This window comes from Pseudoalteromonas lipolytica (assembly GCF_001306915.1).
Classification (GTDB): domain Bacteria; phylum Pseudomonadota; class Gammaproteobacteria; order Enterobacterales; family Alteromonadaceae; genus Pseudoalteromonas; species Pseudoalteromonas simplex.
This window is the reverse complement of sequence record NZ_LJTC01000008.1, coordinates 90655-108264: the sequence shown is the minus strand read 5'-3', so window position 1 is coordinate 108264 and position 17610 is coordinate 90655. Positions and strand designations below refer to the sequence as shown.

Below are 17610 nucleotides of genomic sequence, written 5' to 3'. Positions count from 1 at the left end.
ACTTAGCATCATCATAAATAAAGATTTCTATTGGTTTTGAATAACTAATAACTCAAAAGTTCCTGTTGTTTAAAACTATAGGAGCACTACATAAATAAAGCTAGATCTTGAACATGGTTTTAAATCGATTGATTCGATAGAAAAATACGATTTGATTCATTTTACAAAACAGTCCATTTTATAAAGGTCTTTTTACTGCGAGTAGCCCTTATGAAAACAATTAATCCTGATGTTGCTAGACAATTAAGCATTAACTTTTTTATCGCCAATTTACCTATTTTAATGTTAACTGGGCTGGTAGTTGCTTCGCTTGTGGGGTTAACGTTTAGAAGCTCATTATTGTTTTGGCTGACACTATTGGTTACACCTTTAAGCATTAATTATTTATACTCGAAAAAACGTATAAAGCAGTTTTGCAAAAACAACAAGTGCACCGATATATCATGTCTCGCTAAGCAAACTGATTAATTTTTAATTTTATTACCCAGTCACCAGATTATTTAGCCCTCAACTTGTATAAATATTAATTAGTTATGCGAGTTTTATAGGCAGTTTAAAATTAACTGTCATGCCATTAGAAGGTGAACTCGCAGCACTCACTTCACCTTGTAATGCTTGCGTTGCAAGGTTATAAACGATTGACATCCCTAATCCACTTCCACCTGAGCCGCGCTTCGTTGTAAAAAAGGGCTCAAACACTTTATGCAAAGTTTCTGTATCCATGCCAAGGCCATTGTCTTTGTAGCAAAGCAAATAAACACCTTGTGCTTCGTCAATATTAACCGATATGTTTATTTGGTTGTCTTGGCGTCCCACAAAACCATGAACGCAACTATTATTAACCAAATTCATTATGATTTGACTCAAAGCTCCAGGGACTGTGATCAACTCAAAGTCATCGACACAATTCACATTTACACTGACGTTATGACTACGGGTTAAAGGCATTAAGCTGTGTAGAATGTTTTCTAAGTAGTCTTTAATGTTGGTTTCTAATAAATCGAGTGAAGATTGATCTACTGCCGTTTGTTTAAAGTCGCTGATTAATTTTGCTGCTCGCTCTAAATTAGTGAATGATATTTTAAAACATTCGTTTAAATGATTAATACTCTCTATCAGCGCAGCCTTAGTTAACGTATTTGACTGTATAAGCTTATCAACTTCAGAGAGTTTGTCTTTTGCCGAACTGTTTGCAGTCACCGCGATACCTATTGGCGTATTAACTTCATGTGCAATTCCAGCAACCAGATTACCCAATGAAGCCATTTTTTCTGCTTCAATTAGTTTTTCTTGCATCTCGGTAAGTTCAGATAAGGTTTTCTCGAGCGTTCGAGTGCGTTCAACAACACGCTCCTCTAGGTGCTGATTAGCGCGTTCAAGCTCTGCGTTTATACGTTCATTTTCTTGTGCTGATAGCGCTCTGCCGTATAGATCTGCTAATGCGCCTATAAATGAGCATTCATCTTCTGTCCAATGTCGCTCACTACCAATGTGCTCACAACAAAATATACCGATCATTTTTCCTTTATAGCGAATTGGTGCATCGAGCATAGCGCCAATATTAAGTGGTGTTAGGTAGCTTTCGCTAAATTCGTAGGTAGCAGGATCAGTATGCGCATCAACCGCTGTTATTGTGCGTTGCGTATCAAGTGCTTTGAAATAGTCAGGGTATGCGTCCCGGGGAAGCACTAGCATTTGAATTTCTTTACCATTTTCTCTGTCGAGTAATAAACGGCACTCTATTGCTGTATTTTCTTTATTAAGTAACCAAATGCCGGCACGTCCGATTTCGAGTCCATCGAGTACAGCATTAAGGATTAGCCGTTCAGCTAATTCAACATTTCCACTATCGAGATCAGACGAAATTGATACACCATAAAGCAGTTGTACTAGTTGCTGGCGCATATTCTCACCTTTTAGTTTTAGTATCCTTTAAGTTTAGACGAACAAACTCAATATCGCATATAGATTAATTTTTTTTAGAAACTCTTTAAGTATTAAGTAGTTGTTCAGATAAAAATGAGTATATTGTACCTAACTCCTGTTGATACCCCTTACGACTTTATGTTGTTTAAGCAGTTTGGCCAGCTCTCCCCCGAGCTGGTTTTTTTTTGCCTAGTCCCTAGTGCTCACGCATGTTACAGTTACCTCAGTAATCACCAAAAATTAATATGTTATGCGTTATACCCTAATTTTAATCACTTTTTTAATGAGCTTTAGCCCATTTGTAGCAGCTCAAAATGAGCCACAAAACCGCCCAGCATTAACTGAAGCAGAGCAACAGCAAGGACTCGATAAGCTTCAAGAACCTATGTATAAACCATTGTTAGAGCGCTATATTCTTGATGAATTAAAAGCGGTGCGCCAAGACCAACAAAAACTACGCGAAGATGTGACAAAACAAGTTGCTCATACACAACTTGATACTGCCGACCGTGCATTAACTTATACAACAGACACCATTAATAATGTGTTTTTCATTATTACCATTACCGCTTCAATCTTGGTCTTAGTCGGTTGGAATTCCCTACGTGATGTGAAAAATAAAGTAGAAGATATTGTTAATACACGCGTGAGTGCGATTACAAAAGAATATGAAGAGCGCCTAAAAGTACTCGAAGAAAAACTACGTGAGCGATCTGAAGAGATCTTATTAAACCAACAAAAGATCTCAATCACCAATGAAGTTCATTCTTTATGGATGCGTGCCAATTTAGAAAGCGATGTTGCGAATAAGATTGAGATTTTTGACGAGATCTTAAAACGTAAACCAGAAGACGTAGAAGCCATTGCCTATAAAGCAGATGCTCTGTTAGAAATTAACGAAACAGGTGAGGCTATCGAGCTTTGTAATCAAGCATTAGAAATTGATAGCGACTACGGCTACGCATACTGGCAACGTGCTTGTGCCTATGCATTACTACACAAACACGCCGATGCAATGGCTGATATTCGTATGGCTCTTGAATATTCTCCTAACCTACGTAACGAGCTACTACACGAAAGCGCGTTTGCCAGCCTACACGACAACGACAGCTTTAATTCGTTGTTAAATGAATCGGCATAGCCGAACCCCATGTAGCAGCGGGTTTATCCCGCGTCATAGGCGAGTTCTAGGTCCTAGGCGCCAGGACGCGATGTAAAATCGCTGCTACCTCGTACCTCGAAACTCGCTAACTTTACTCTCGCTAACTTGAACCCACTAACTTAATCCCCCTCTATTGCAAAAAAAACCAAATACCGCTAAACTAATCATTAAGTATCTAATGATTAAAAAAGTAATCAATATGCGTTCTGAACAGGCTGCAAAAATGGCACAAAAGCTGGGAGATTTGATTCGCCAGCACCGAACTCTTCATTATACGCAAAGTACATTTGCGAAAATGATTGGGGTATCACGTTCGACAGTACAAAAGTTAGAGCAAGGTGATGTTGTGAAAAGTGACATTCTTTTTGAAGCGCTGGTTGTACTTAACTTACAGGGATCGCTTCTCGATGAAATAAATGAATTAGCGGCCGACGTAGGTGGATACAATGCTCGCCAACGCAAACGAAATTCACCACAGGAAATCAATGATGACTTCTGAGTGCTATGTTTTTATAGATGGTTTAGAAGAAAAACCCGTTATTTGTGGTTACTTTAAATTAGATAATCAATCAGGTCGAGGTGAGTTCAACTATGGTAAGAGCTATTTAGCCCGAAGCGATGCCTTTGCTCTAGATCCAATACATCTGCCATTAAAGTCGGGGATTTTCAATTACAGTGCAAACAGAGGTGTATTTGGCGTATTGAGTGATGCAGGAGCTGACTCGTGGGGGCGCAAGTTAATTCTTTCGCTTCATACTACAAAACCCAAAAACGAGTTAGAATTTTTATTAGCTGGGTCTGGATATGGCGTAGGAGCGCTTGTTTTTAGTCTCTCGCGAAGTGCCTCTAAGCATAAAACTAACAAAAACACCTTGTCTGATTTAGCCTTGCTAGACCAAGCTAAAGATGACTTGCTGGCGAATAAAACAATTTCTGATGAAGCTAAGAAAGCATTTGAGTTTGGCCAAAGCATGGGGGGAGCTAGACCAAAAACTTCTATCCAAATTGACAACAAACTCTACTTAGCAAAATTCAATCGCCAAGATGATTTATTCAATCTAGTCAGAGCTGAACATGCTGCAATGAAAATGGCGGAACAGCTTGGTATTCGAACGGCTCCTACCTTTATTCATAAAACACATACCGGTGATGTGCTACTTGTTGAGCGGTTTGATGTTAGTAATGGGTTACCAACACACCACTTTTTAAGTGCGAATAGCTTACTTCAAAAACCCAAAGTTGCTATGAGTGATCTTTCAAGTGACTACTCATATGGTCAATTAGCTGAATTTATAAGGCATCAAACAATGCAAAATGCAGGTGATGCTGAAGAGTTGTTTAAGCGAATGGTGTTCAATGCGTATATTGGTAATACAGATGATCACACTCGCAATCATGCATTCCTATATTCATTTTCACAAAAAAATTGGCGATTAAGTCCAGCCTATGACATCACTCCAATAAACAACTCAAAACAACATGGTCTTGGCTTTGGTGATGATGGCCGTTATGCAAGTAAAAGCAATTTTTTATCTCAGGCTAAGCGATTTGGGTTAGCAAATTCAGCAGCAAAAAACATCATTAAAGAGATTGAAGAATATTGCAAAGATTGGCCGACTCACTTTAAACATTTTGCAGACGTTAGTGATGAAGATATCACCCGTTTAAACGGTGTAATTCCTGAAATTAATGAAGATTAATAGCGCGAAACAAGTTTCACGCCTACATGTAGCAGGTTTATCCCGCGTCATAGGCGCTGGGATTTAGGTTCTAGGACGCGATGTAAAATCGCTGCTACCTCATATCTCGAAACTCGCTAGCTTGAACCCACTAACTTTCACCCATAAAAAAAGAGCAGCTGGGCTGCTCTTTTTCTAGCGGAAGAATAACACTTTGGTTATTTTACCATTTTCTATTTTATAACTAGTGACAAATTCAGCTCGCTTATCAACCACCTTAGGGTCTTGTGAACAAGTCTCTGATAGCTCATGGTCAATCACAATATTTCCATGCACAATTCGTTTAATTGGAGACGATTTTATACATTTAAGCTTTTTAAACATGATGCCATAACGAGCTATAAGCTTTTCTTTCCCTGTGAACATTAACTCATTTGGGAATGTGTAAAACTCGACGTTTTCATCATACATTTTAATAAATGCATCAATATTACGAGCATTATATGCTGCTATTAATTGCTCAATTACAGCGATTGATTCTCGTGACTGACGCGCTTTTTCTTGTTGCTTGGCTGTTAGCGCCTCTTTTGCTTGCTTTACAGCCTTTTCAGCCTCATCAACTGCTTGCTGCTTTTCTTCAACTGTTTTTGGTTGCTCGGCAGGTGTAGGCGTTTGAGTACCGAGTACTTTACTATCATCAACTTCTGCGACCTCTTTCTTAGATTCAGAAATTACTTTTTGCTCTGTTACTGGCTTTTCTTCAATAAACTCTAAACTAGGTACGTCTTTCTTTTCGGCTTTTTGTTCATGGCTAGTTTGAGGCTCGGCTTGTTCAGTGGTTTCTTCACTAGCAAATGACTGCCAAGAGAATAATAAACTAATTGCCAAAAATAACGGTTTCATACTTTTCCTAAATACATCATGCCTGATTTAAGGCGTTAAGGTAGCAAATTCTCACAGTTTGGCATAGTTTTTTACCAATATTGCTCAACGGTGATCTGCCCAGGCTCACGACGTCTGTTGCGGCTAAAACCAAGCTCTAACAAAATGGCCGTGGTATCTTTTACCATTTCTGGATTACCGCAAATCATGAACTGTGTCGAGTCAGGTTTAACAGGAAGCTCTACTACATCAAATAAGCGACGGTCTTTTATTACGTCAGTGATCCGGCCATTAAAACCGATTGTGGCTGACTCTCTGCTGACTACAGGTGAGTAGTAAAGATTTGGGTACTGCTGCTGTAGTGCTTTAATGCGCGCTTGATAACTTAAGTCCTCATTAAAACGAACTCCATGCACTAAGTGAACATGCTCAAACTTTTGCCACACTTCGCCCTGCTCTAATATTGATATAAAAGGCCCAAGCGCAGTACCTGTACTCAGCATATAAAGCTGCTCACTGCTTGGCACTTCATCAAGGGTAAAAAAGCCTGTCGCGCGGCGCTCTATAGTCACTGAGTCACCCGGCTTTAATTGCGCAAGTTGTTGAGAAAGTTGACCGTCTTTAACATTAATCAGATAAAATTCGAGGTCGGGATTATTCGGCGCATTAACATAAGAATATGCACGTGCAACCCGTTTATCACCCACTTGCATAGCAAGCTTTGTAAACTGCCCTGCTACAAATGGTTCAACATCGGCATTAACAATTAAGCTAAATAGTGAGTCGGTCCACCATTTAACATCTTTAACTTTAGCTTCAACCCAATTAGACATACACATCCTTAATTGTTGTTCCTCTACTAAAAGTGGCAACAATTGCTTGAATTTTCAAGTTTTAAGGGGCGGTTGCGAGCATAAATACATAGTCATAAAAAAAGCCGCATAAATGCGGCTTTGAGGTTAGTCTCACTTCACTTTGGGCGTGTTTCCAAATTTCAGTGAATACGTTACCAAGGAACTTATTTAAATTGATTCTAAAGCAATTTTAACCATTTCGTTAAAGGTGCTTTGACGCTCTTCACTTGGTGTTGCTTCACCAGTGATTACGTGGTCACTTACAGTAAATAGTGCCATCGCTTTTGCGCCGTATTCAGCAGCTACGCCGTACATGCCAGCTGTTTCCATATCAACAGCAAGTACGCCTAGCTTGTCTAACTCTTGATAGAATGTGTTATCTGCTTGGTAGAATGTATCTGTTGTAAATACATTACCTACTTTCGCTTCAATGCCTAATTCTTTTGCTGCGTTTACACCGTTAAGTAATAAACCAAAATCAGCAATTGCGGCAAAGTCGTAGCCACGTACACGTGCACGGTTTACATTTGAATCTGTGCTTGCACCTTGTGCAAAGATAACGTCACGGATTTTGATATCGCTACCAATACCGCCACAGGTACCAATACGGATTAGATTTTTAACACCGTAACTAACGATCAATTCACGGGCATAAATTGACATTGATGGAATACCCATCCCAGAACCCATAATACTCACTGGCTTACCTTTGTAGGTACCGGTAAAACCATACATATTACGAACGCCTGTTACTTGTTTTGCGTCATCTAAAAAGTTTTCAGCAATGTATTGAGCGCGAAGCGGATCACCCGGCATTAATACCGTTTCTGCAAATTCGCCTACATTGGCGCTGATATGAGGAGTACTCATTATTGGTTTCCTTTTTTGTTCGCTAATAGCTTGTCGTTAAAGCTATCACCGTATTCAAGTGCAGGAAGATTAAACCACTGGGCAAGGGTTTGACCTATGTCTGCAAAACTAGCTCGTTCTCCAAGCGGGGTGTTTGTCATTCCCGGTTGGTATGCAAGTACTGGCACGTATTCACGTGTATGGTCAGTGCCTGCTGCTGTTGGATCACATCCGTGATCGGCCGTGATAATTAACACATCATCACTATTTAGCTGATTTAAAATGGTCGGTAGGTAATCATCAAACTCTTTTAATGCTTTAGCATAGCCAACTGCATTACGGCGATGACCGTACTTTTCATCAAAATCAACTAAGTTTGTAAAAATCAAACTATGGTCAGGTGCGCTTGCGATTACTTCTGAGGTTTTCTCAAGCAAGTTCATTAACCCTGGCGCTTTGTGTTTTTGGGTGATGCCTTGGTGCGCATAGATATCGGCAATTTTACCAATACTGATCACTTCACCGCCGTCTTGCGATAATTTATCAAGCAAGGTTGGCGACGGTGGTAACACCGAATAGTCACGACGATTGCCTGTACGGGCAAAATCGTCACGGCTCGAACCCAAAAATGGCCGCGCAATCACTCTTCCTATGTTCATTTCATCAAGCAGCGCCCGTGCGATTTCGCAAACCTGATAAAGTTTCTCCAGTCCAAATGATTCTTCGTGCGCGGCTATTTGAAACACGCTATCAACTGAGGTGTAGCAAATCGGCATACCGGTTTGCATATGCTCTTCACCTAGCTGTTCTAAAATGGTCGTTCCTGAGGCATAACAGTTACCTAAAATGCCAGGAATCTCTGCACGAGCAATTAGCTCATCAACAAATTCTTGTGGAAAACACGGCTGTGTATTAGGGAAATAACCCCAATCAAATAACACAGGTACACCGGCCATTTCCCAATGCCCTGAAGGCGTGTCTTTACCACTTGATAACTCTTTAGCGTAACCCCATGCGCCAACAGGTGCTTGGCGGTCACTGACTAAACAAGGTTCTTTACCTGCGGCTTCGCATGCATCAGCTAAACCTAAACGGGTAAGATTAGGAAGCGATAAGTGCTCACCAGTTTCTTCTGCATAGGCTTTAAGTAAATGAGCGAAGGTATTTGCGCCTACGTCACCAAACTTTTCTGCGTCAGGTGCTGCGCCAATTCCTAGGCTATCTGCCATTAAGATGAGTGCTCTTGCCATGGGTACCTCGTTATCAATATGTGAATACTTTATATGCTCTTTGAATTTTTGGTACAGGACATAAGTCCTGTTTCATAAAACGGAAACATTATAAATTTGCATCTCTAAGCGAAGCAAAAGAGATTAATCGTGTCTTTTTTGCTATTGTGATCTACCTAACAATGTTTCCTTCTGTGTGGGCGAGAACTTTAGTGACACGAACAATTATAGCTATTGCTGGCGCATCTGCGTCGGGCAAGTCTCTTTTTAGCAAGACAATTTATAACGAATTAGTCAATGAGCTTGAACCGGGCGCGATCGCAGTGATCGAAGAAGATGCTTATTACAAAGACCAGTCGCATTTGCCGTTTGACCATCGAACGCAAACCAATTACGACCACCCTGATGCTTTCGAGCATGAGCTTTTGCATGAGCACTTACTTCAATTGCGCGCTGGAAAATCAGTAGACGTACCAACTTATGACTATGCAATGCATACCCGAAGCGATGAAACGCGTCGAGTGGCACCTGCAAAAGTACTTATCGTTGAAGGTATTTTGCTACTGAGTGATCCGGCACTTCGAAAAGAATTTGATATTAAGGTGTTCATTGATACACCGTTAGATATCTGCCTTATGCGCCGTATGCAACGAGATATGGAGCAGCGTGGCAGAACATTACAGTCCGTTGTTGATCAATATCAAGCGACAGTGCGACCTATGTTTTATCAGTTTATTGAGCCATCTAAGCACAAAGCTGATCTCGTAGTCACACGCGGCGGTATGAATCGCGTTGCCATTGATATAATTAAAAGTAAAATAAAATATTTACTGCAACAATAACAACGGGAAACAGTCAGTATGACAACATTTATGAGCTTAGTTGGCATTGTTGTGCTACTAGGCATTGCTTTTGCGGCTTCAACGAACCGTAAAGCAATTAATTTAAGAACTGTAGGCATCGCCTTTTTACTTCAAGTGTTAATTGGTGGCTTTGTCTTGTTCTTCGAAGTGGGCAAAAACGTACTGGCAAGTATGTCACGAGGAGTCTCATCAGTTATTGGTTATGCCAATGACGGGATTAGCTTCTTATTTGGCTCACTGGCATCGCAAGATACCTTAGGGTTTATTTTTGCGATACAAGTATTGCCCGTTATCGTGTTCTTCTCAGCACTTGTTGCTGTGTTGTATCACATCGGGGTGATGGATTGGATAATCAAGATTCTAGGCGGTGGCTTACAAAAGCTATTGAAAACCTCGCGCCCTGAATCGCTTTCTGCAACCGCCAATATTTTCGTTGGTCAAACAGAAGCACCATTGATTGTTAAGCCATTTATCGCCAGCATGACTAAGTCAGAGCTATTTGCGGTAATGGTAGGTGGCCTTGCTACCGTAGCAGGTTCTGTTATGGCAGGTTACGTAACAATTGGTGTAGAGCTTAAATACTTAATTGCAGCCAGCTTTATGGCGGCACCAGGTGGTTTCTTAATGGCAAAAATGATTGTGCCAGAGACCGAAACACCAAAAGAAGATTTAGCTGATTTAGACGTACAAGAAGAAAAACCGGTAAACGTAATTGATGCTGCCGCATCAGGTGCCGCAAACGGTATGCAACTAGCACTGAACGTAGGTGCGATGTTACTTGCTTTCGTAGCACTTATTGCACTTCTAAATGGGTTATTAGGCGGTATTGGTGGTTGGTTTGATCATCCAACATTAACGCTACAAGAAATTTTAGGTTACGTATTCGCTCCGGTTGCATGGTTATTAGGTGTACCTTGGGACGAAGCAGTAATCGCAGGCAGTTTTATAGGTCAGAAGGTTGTAGTTAACGAATTTGTTGCTTACCTCGACTTTATTAATTATCGCGATACGTTAAGTGCGCACACACAAGCGATTGTCACATTCGCGTTATGTGGGTTTGCTAACTTATCATCGATAGCAATTTTACTAGGTGGATTAGGCGGTATGGCGCCTAGTCGGCGAAAGGATATCGCACGCTTAGGGCTCAGAGCAGTGTTAGCAGGATCTATGGCTAACCTCATGAGTGCAGCAATTGCAGGTTTTTTCCTCTCGCTAGCTTAGAAACTTAATGAGATGAGCCGTAGTTGCAAAACAATAGGATAGGACTTTAAGGGGTTAAAGGTCTATCTGACTTGAACGATACTTCACCAAGGGCCGCAAGGCCCTTTTATCGTTTTATGTGCTAAGATTTATTTACTAAATCCTTTTAAGTGCATAAATGAACTATTTTAGAATTTATATACTAACCTTTTTCTTAAGTTGGCCAGCCCTTTGCAAGCCGACCCTAACCGTTGTTACCGAACTATCACCGCCCAATCAAACCTTGATCAATAACCAAGTTGCCGGTAAAAGCACTGAATTAGTAAGAGCTATTTTTGCCAAAGCAAACTTAAATGCCAATATAGAGCTCTACCCTTGGGCCCGTGCTTACAATATGGCACTAAAAAAGCCGAATACTTTCATTTACAGCATGGCTAAAACTCCAGAGCGTGAACATCATTTCTATTGGATTGGTGAAGTAGCCACCTATGAAATGGGCTTTGTGAAATTAAGCGAACGCCGCGATATAAACATCACCTCCAATGAGCAAGCCAAACAATACAAGATAGCAGTTCAGCGTCATGACTTAGCAGCACAACGCTTAACTGAGCGCGGTTACACTGTTGTGTATACTTCAGACATCAATAAGTCATATCAGTTGTTGATGTCGGGGAAGGTTGATTTAATCATTGACGATAAAAACTATATCGCCGCGATGGCTAATGAATTAGGCCTTGATGAATCGCGCTTACACTTTGCCTTTGCAATTGATTTTTTAGCGATGAAAGGGTTCCTAGCTGCAAACAAAAATACTAACCCACACCATATCAATGCATTAAAAAATGCGTTTGCTGAGATTCAGGCATCAACGCTATATAGTCAGGTCATGCGAACAAATAGGCCTTAAGTAAGAGCAAGAAAAATTCGTTATTTGCTACTCTGAACAACCCCCAGTGCCTTTTACACCGCACCATGATAGTAGTACTCAGCTACCGATAGCTTCAACGGCTAACGATGACTAATAAAAATTATTTTGTATTGGTATTACTATATTGCTCAATAAAAAAGTCTAACTTACCCTGAGCAATTAGCTTTTCGTAACTTGATTGCAAACGTTCAACTACATCGATGGGTATGTTTTTATTTAATGCTAAATAATTCCCTAATGTATCGTTAAGGGGAAGCTCAACTAGCTTAACGACTTCTCGTCCAGGGTGCCCGTATTGAGTTAGCTGATAATCAAATGATAGATCTGAACCAATAATTAGCTCGATTTTATTTTTGAAAAATAAATTAAGACACTCATAACTATGACTCACTTTCAGCAAATTTTTACCATCACTAAAACCAATTGTTTCTACAAATTGCTCATAGATACTATTACGCACAACACATAGGCTATGTTCTTTTACCTGGGGTAGATCAAGTGGATTAATACGCTCATTTGATTTTAATCTATAAAAGAAATTTCGCGATGAGGCCAACGGCCCTACCCAGTTAAACAGCTTTTCTCTTTGCGTAATTCGGGCTGTAGAGACTAACCCTGACAAGGGCTGTTGTTGCGCCAAGTGGAATGCTCTTGACCAAGGTAAGAGCTCAAAATTGCACTTAATTTTGGCATCGATGCACATGGCCTTAACAAACTTTAAGTTAATACCCTCTAAATGCCCTTTATTTGAGAAGTTATATGGCGGGAAATGCTCGGTGTAAATGGTGACACTTTCTTTTGCAAACACTACAGGTGCAAAGCTTAGGCACGCTAACAACAAATATTTTAAAATAATTAATACACTCTAATGACACAGCTGCATTAAATATAGAAATATTAACTAGTCCAGTCAATTTTTAGACATAAAAAAAGCAAGCCGTAGCTTGCTTCTTCTCTATTTTACTTTTCAGTAAAATTATAGCGGCTTGATGTTGTCCGCTTGAGGGCCTTTTTGACCTTGTGATAGAGTGAACTCTACACGTTGGCCTTCAGCTAAAGTTTTGAAACCTTCAGATTGGATAGCGCTGAAGTGAGCGAAAACGTCTGGACCATTTTCTTGCTCGATGAAACCAAAACCTTTAGATTCGTTAAACCACTTAACTGTACCTGATACGATGTTAGACATAGTATTATTCCTGATATAAAAAATTAAATATTGCCCGTAGTGGGCGGGTGTAGCAAAAAATCAGATGGAACTTAAAAACTTCAGGACGGTACTACAAGTATTACTTATACAACAACGAAATAAAGATTTAATTACACGCTTTTTAGCTACCGCTCACTATATAGAGTTACCAGAATAAGTCAAATACTATATCTTAATGTTAAAAACAAAAATGCCAGTCTGTGTGACTGGCATTTTAATACTAAAATTAACGTTAAACTCAGGTTAATTAACGATAGTCATCTCTTTAAGTAAATTTTGAGCATTATCAACTTTATCCATCACCCACAACATGTATCGTGAATCAACGTGAATTGAGCGATTTAAGTTTTCATCGTAATCCCAATCACCAATAATGCTTTCGTAAACACCATCAAATAACAAACCAACGAGCTCAGCATTACCGTTTAATGTTGGAGAGCCTGAGTTACCACCTGTAGTATCGACGTTCGATAAAAAGTTAACCGGAACCGTATTCATACCGCCGGTGTAATCACCATAAAGTTTTTGCTTAATTAACTCGTTTTGTTTCTCTGGTGAGTTGAATGGTTCAACACCGGTGTTTTTAGCAAGTAGCCCTTCTAACGATGTAAAGGGGGTTGCCACTAAGCCATCTTGCGGCGAATAGCCGCCTACCGTACCGTAAGTTACACGCAGGGTGCTGTTAGCATCAGCATAAACAGGCTTATTAAGTGCCTTGTTATAAGCAATGATTGCTTCCATTAATGCAGGGCGAGCAGCTTGCTGTTTACCAGCCAGTTCTTTTTTCGCATCTTCAATATCTTTTGTGACCGCAAAAATTGCATGCGCATATTGAATAAATGGATCGCTACTTTGCTTTAACTGAGCAAGGTCAAGATCTGCCATCCATAAACGTTTGCTTTCATCTGCAAGAACCGATTTAGCATACATATCATCAAGCATGGCTTGTTGTTTTTGTTTATCAAAACCGTTTGTTAGACCCAGTGCTTCATCAACCTCTGCAACTCGCTCGTCTTTAGGTAATGCTGCATACTGCTCAATAAAATACAGTAAAATAGCTTTATCTACGGCTTCATCATAACGACGGCTCATGCTTTTTAAACGAGACTCGATACGTGGCATATCACGCTCTTGATAACCGCTTTCGCGCTCAGCATCTGGCTTTTGTTTCTCGTAAGCTAAACGGTATAAACGTCGAGCAGTTGAAATCATTTGTGAGCGGTGTACGTAACCTAACATACGGTCACGCTGGTTATGCTCTTGCGACTGTGCAACTAGCGCAGATAAATCAGCAAGTACCTGTCCGTATTTAGCTTTGCGCTTACTATCTTCATTGATCCACGCGGTGAGATCTTTTTCGAATTGTTGCTTACGGCTATACATTGACCCTTTGTTAAAGCTCTCAATCATTGAACCGTAGTTTTTAATGTAGTTGTTATAACCCGCAATCGTGCTTTCGTAAGCGATACGTGCCTCTGAACCCTCTGGTGCATTTTCTTCGATTAACGAGACATATTTCGAATTATACTTACGCGCTAATGGGTAGGCCGTGTTAAAAACATAGTCAACTTCAGGCGAAATACGGTAACGGTTTGTGCTGCCTGGGTAACCGGTCACCATCACAAAATCGCCTTCTTGAACGCCTTTAGCGCTTACTTTTAAAAACGCATCACTTTGGTATGGCACGTTGTCTTCTGAATATTCAGCAGGCTTGCCATCTTTGCCAACATACGCGCGATAGAACGAGAAATCACCTGTGTGACGCGGCCACATCCAGTTGTCGATATCGCCGCCATATTTACCGACGCCCATAGCGGGTGCATATGTTAAACGCACATCTTTGATTTCTAGCGATTTGATCAGGTAATACTCAAGACCACCGTGGAAAGTATACACATTACAGCGGTAGCTTTGGTCTTGCTCACACTCACTAACAAGTGCTTTTTCATTTGCTTGAATAGCATCAAAACGTGCTTTACCCGTTAGCTTTTCAGTACCTTGGTTTACTTTATCAGTTACTTCAACCACTTCCTCGGTTACATAAACACGAGAACCCGGCGCTGCAGGCACTTCTTCGCCCGTTGTTTTTGCTAAAAAGCCATTTTCTAAAATGTTGTTTTCGGTGGTCGAGTTATATTGAATCGAACCATAGGCACAGTGATGGTTAGTTACGACTAAGCCTTTCGGTGAAACAAACGAAGCAGTACAGCCACCAAGGCTAATTACCGCGTTCATCGGAAACTCTGTTAATTTAGAAATTGACTCTACATCAATGCTCAAGCCTTTCGCTTTTAACACTGATTCAAGCTCTGGTAGCTGGTGAGGTTGCCACATGCCTTCGTCGGCAACAGCAACATTTGCTACAGCGAGACCCACTGCAGCAGCAATAAATTTAAAACGCATAGTCGTCCTTTATATTATTATGTTTATCATTTTTAGCGGTCATATCATTATCATTGTGAAGATGAATAGCAATAATTTGCGACCGCTAATGTCAAAATTTGTAAACCATTTTAGGTTCATGAGCCTAACACTTAGACTCATCAGCTTAATGTTTAGATTCATGAACCACGGCATTGTGGCCATGTAAGCTTTCTTGGTGTTCGACCTTAAACTGGTAATCAGCAATACTCGGCATGGTTTCGAAACACTGTTTTAATCGCCTTGCTGCATCTTCGCAAAACAGTAAGTTTTTTGCGTTAAGGGCAGCAAATGCTTGTTCATCTTCACGCTTCACGGCCGTTTGTACAGGGGTACCAATAGCTTGCTCACATACTGTGATAAAGCCGCCAATATCGGGGAGCTTCTCATTACTAAAAGTGACATCAATATAAGCATAAGAACGCTGGCTATGAGGGGTTGCAATAGAGCCCTGTTCACTTGCAAGCCAACTGAGTAAAGAGGCTTTATCTATATGCTCATCGCTAAATTGTTTATCGACGGCTTCGCTCAAAAGCTGCCTCGATAATGCCGCTGAACACGGGCAGGTACTGCTGTAGGCTACATCAGCTTTTAAGTTGATAGTCATCGACTGCTTCTTAGTTATCGTTAAAACAACAGGGTAAGCATTGTAACCTGTATTGTCGCTAAGGAGTGCTGGTTTTAGCTGCGGTAAATCAAAATGCAGCACCAGTTTTGCGCCTTTACTTAAGCCTTTTTGTGATGCTAAAACGGCTTCCATAAACTCGTTAATACGCTTAGTCGATAAGCTTTGATTAGCCAATAGCTGATTAAGTAATAAATAAAGACGCGACATATGAATGCCTTTAGCATCACTATCAAGGCTAACAAAAATATCGGCATTGGCATTCAGGTGCACATCAACATGAGGTTGTGCAAGTTTCAAAGGCAATGCTATTTTTTCCATGCCAACCCATTTTAAAGGCGACTGAAAATCTACATTAGAGTGCGAGGTAATATCGGGTAATTGCATATCAACTTCTTTTAACGATTGAATGTTAAGGCCATAGCGGCCTGCTTGTGCGGGTATACGTGCTGTCCATCAAAGACACACTCACCATTTACAAAGGTATGTGTTATTCGGTGTGAAAAAGTAGTGCCATTGAAAGGGGTCCATTGGCATAAGTAATGTGTGTTTGTGTGCTCAACGTGCTTTTCTGCGATTGGGTCAACCAGGACTAAATCTGCAAAGTAACCTTCTCTGATAAACCCTCGATCTTCGATAGCAAATCGCTTTGCCACGTTATGCGCTGTTTTTTCAACGACTTGCTCTAGGCTCAACGCACCACGTTTTACCTGCTCAAGTAACGATAGTAATGCATGCTCGACGAGCGGGAGTCCTGCTGGTGCAGCGCTGTATTGTTGCTGCTTTTCTTGCCAAGTATGAGGGGCATGATCGGTGGCAATAATATCAATGCGACCATCGCGTACTGCTGCGAGTAGCGCTTGGCGATCTTGCTCTGATTTTATGGCAGGGTTACATTTAATTTGATTACCATAGTGTGTGTAATCATCTTGGTTAAACCACAAATGATGCACACAAGCTTCGGCGGTTATGTGTTTTTGCTCTATAGGTGCGTTACTAAATAGCTCTAGCTCTTTTGCTGTTGTAAGGTGTAAAACATGCAGCTGCGAGCCATATCGTTTTGCCAGCGATACGGCGTACGATGATGATGCATAACACGCTAACTCATCACGAATTAATGGGTGATGTTCTATTCGTAACTCACCATAGCGTTTTTCTATTCGGCGCTGGTTTTGTTGAATAACCACCCCTTGCTCGCAATGGGTTGCAATGAGTACTGGGCTTTCCCGAAAAATGGCTTCAAGGGCATGAGGATGTTCAACTAGTAAATCGCCTGTTGATGCCCCCATAAACACTTTAACGCCGCATACATTTTTAGCATCAAGAGCTTTAATTTCATCGAGGTTGTCTGGGGTCGCGCCAAAGTAAAACGCATAATTCGCAGCGCTCGTTTGCGCTGCTATCGCGTATTTATCAGCAAGTGCTTTTGCCGTGGTAGTCGAAGGTGAGACATTAGGCATTTCCATAAAGCTTGTAATGCCACCTGCCACTGCCGCGGCAGATTCACTGGCGATCGTACCTTTGTGGGTTAAACCTGGCTCTCTAAAATGTACTTGATCGTCGATCATGCCTGGTAATAGCAACAGACCGCTTGCATCAATTACCTCATCATTGGCCTTGGCACTGATATCTTTGCCAATTTCAGCGATTCGATTACCAACAATTCGTACATCGTTTAATTCGCGCTGTCCTTCATTAACAACACAGGCGTGTTTGATTATGATAGCCATATGACTCCTTGCTTATTCAGCAACATTTGCAACTTATCGTAAAAAAATGCACTCC

Annotated in this window: 16 protein-coding genes; 6 read left to right on the top strand and 10 right to left on the bottom strand. The window is 40.8% G+C overall.

Features of this window, described 5'->3' with window-relative positions:
* Positions 1-531 precede the first annotated feature (531 nt).
* Entirely contained in the window at positions 532-1905 is a 1374-nt protein-coding gene (locus tag AOG27_RS12790) for a GAF domain-containing sensor histidine kinase (RefSeq protein ID WP_054553407.1), read from the bottom strand.
* A 271-nt stretch (positions 1906-2176) separates the two neighbouring features.
* Between AOG27_RS12790 and AOG27_RS12785 the strand changes: the two genes are divergently transcribed.
* The 3 genes from AOG27_RS12785 (at position 2177) to AOG27_RS12775 (ending at position 4788) form a co-directional block, all read left to right on the top strand.
* Positions 2177-3067 carry a tetratricopeptide repeat protein gene (locus tag AOG27_RS12785; RefSeq protein WP_054553406.1) on the top strand — a complete coding sequence of 297 codons (891 nt, stop codon included), beginning with the start codon at positions 2177-2179 and terminating at the stop codon, positions 3065-3067.
* Positions 3068-3287: 220 nt separating this feature from the next.
* On the top strand, positions 3288-3587 hold the full coding sequence (locus tag AOG27_RS12780) for a helix-turn-helix transcriptional regulator (RefSeq protein WP_054553620.1): 300 nt from the start codon (positions 3288-3290) through the stop codon (positions 3585-3587).
* On the top strand, positions 3577-4788 hold the full coding sequence (locus AOG27_RS12775; RefSeq protein ID WP_054553405.1) for a type II toxin-antitoxin system HipA family toxin: 1212 nt from the start codon (positions 3577-3579) through the stop codon (positions 4786-4788). The genes AOG27_RS12780 and AOG27_RS12775 overlap by 11 nt, the downstream gene beginning before the upstream one ends.
* Before the next feature lie 174 nt (positions 4789-4962).
* Here AOG27_RS12775 and AOG27_RS12770 read toward each other — a convergent pair whose 3' ends face one another.
* From AOG27_RS12770 to AOG27_RS12755, 4 genes are all read right to left on the bottom strand, one after another.
* Positions 4963-5670 carry a nuclear transport factor 2 family protein gene (locus AOG27_RS12770; RefSeq protein ID WP_054553404.1) on the bottom strand — a complete coding sequence of 236 codons (708 nt, stop codon included), beginning with the start codon at positions 5668-5670 and terminating at the stop codon, positions 4963-4965.
* 71 nt (positions 5671-5741) lie between these two features.
* Positions 5742-6482 (bottom strand): ferredoxin--NADP reductase, encoded by a 741-nt coding sequence (locus tag AOG27_RS12765; protein WP_054553403.1) that lies wholly within the window; start codon positions 6480-6482, stop codon positions 5742-5744.
* Between the two features lie 189 nt (positions 6483-6671).
* Positions 6672-7373 (bottom strand): purine-nucleoside phosphorylase, encoded by a 702-nt coding sequence (deoD, locus tag AOG27_RS12760; RefSeq protein WP_036972525.1) that lies wholly within the window; start codon positions 7371-7373, stop codon positions 6672-6674.
* A complete protein-coding gene (locus AOG27_RS12755; RefSeq protein ID WP_054553402.1) occupies positions 7373-8602 on the bottom strand; it encodes a phosphopentomutase in 1230 nt (409 codons plus the stop codon). Before AOG27_RS12755 ends, deoD begins: the two co-directional genes overlap by 1 nt.
* A gap of 191 nt (positions 8603-8793) precedes the next feature.
* Here AOG27_RS12755 and udk point away from each other — a divergent pair, with 191 nt between their 5' ends.
* From udk to AOG27_RS12740, 3 genes are all read left to right on the top strand, one after another.
* Positions 8794-9423 (top strand): uridine kinase, encoded by a 630-nt coding sequence (gene udk / locus AOG27_RS12750; RefSeq protein WP_054553619.1) that lies wholly within the window; start codon positions 8794-8796, stop codon positions 9421-9423.
* An 18-nt stretch (positions 9424-9441) separates the two neighbouring features.
* Positions 9442-10665, top strand: coding sequence for a NupC/NupG family nucleoside CNT transporter (locus tag AOG27_RS12745; RefSeq protein ID WP_054553401.1), 1224 nt, complete (start codon positions 9442-9444; stop codon positions 10663-10665).
* A gap of 157 nt (positions 10666-10822) precedes the next feature.
* Positions 10823-11551 carry a substrate-binding periplasmic protein gene (locus AOG27_RS12740; RefSeq protein WP_082389269.1) on the top strand — a complete coding sequence of 243 codons (729 nt, stop codon included), beginning with the start codon at positions 10823-10825 and terminating at the stop codon, positions 11549-11551.
* A 121-nt stretch (positions 11552-11672) separates the two neighbouring features.
* On the opposite strand, the gene AOG27_RS12735 is transcribed toward AOG27_RS12740, so the two are convergent.
* From AOG27_RS12735 to AOG27_RS12715, 5 genes are all read right to left on the bottom strand, one after another.
* Positions 11673-12380: a substrate-binding periplasmic protein gene (locus AOG27_RS12735; RefSeq protein ID WP_082389280.1), complete on the bottom strand. Its 708-nt coding sequence runs from the start codon at positions 12378-12380 to the stop codon at positions 11673-11675.
* Between the two features lie 168 nt (positions 12381-12548).
* Complete coding sequence (locus tag AOG27_RS12730) at positions 12549-12758, bottom strand: cold-shock protein (protein WP_054553399.1); 210 nt, start codon at positions 12756-12758, stop codon at positions 12549-12551.
* Between the two features lie 264 nt (positions 12759-13022).
* The gene (locus tag AOG27_RS12725; RefSeq protein WP_054553398.1) at positions 13023-15182 is read right to left on the bottom strand and encodes a S46 family peptidase; all 2160 of its coding nucleotides are present in this window, start codon (positions 15180-15182) and stop codon (positions 13023-13025) included.
* A 145-nt stretch (positions 15183-15327) separates the two neighbouring features.
* On the bottom strand, positions 15328-16212 hold the full coding sequence (gene folE2 / locus AOG27_RS12720; protein WP_054553397.1) for a GTP cyclohydrolase FolE2: 885 nt from the start codon (positions 16210-16212) through the stop codon (positions 15328-15330).
* A gap of 11 nt (positions 16213-16223) precedes the next feature.
* Entirely contained in the window at positions 16224-17555 is a 1332-nt protein-coding gene (locus AOG27_RS12715; protein ID WP_054553396.1) for a dihydroorotase, read from the bottom strand.
* Between the last annotated feature and the right edge of the window lie 55 nt (positions 17556-17610).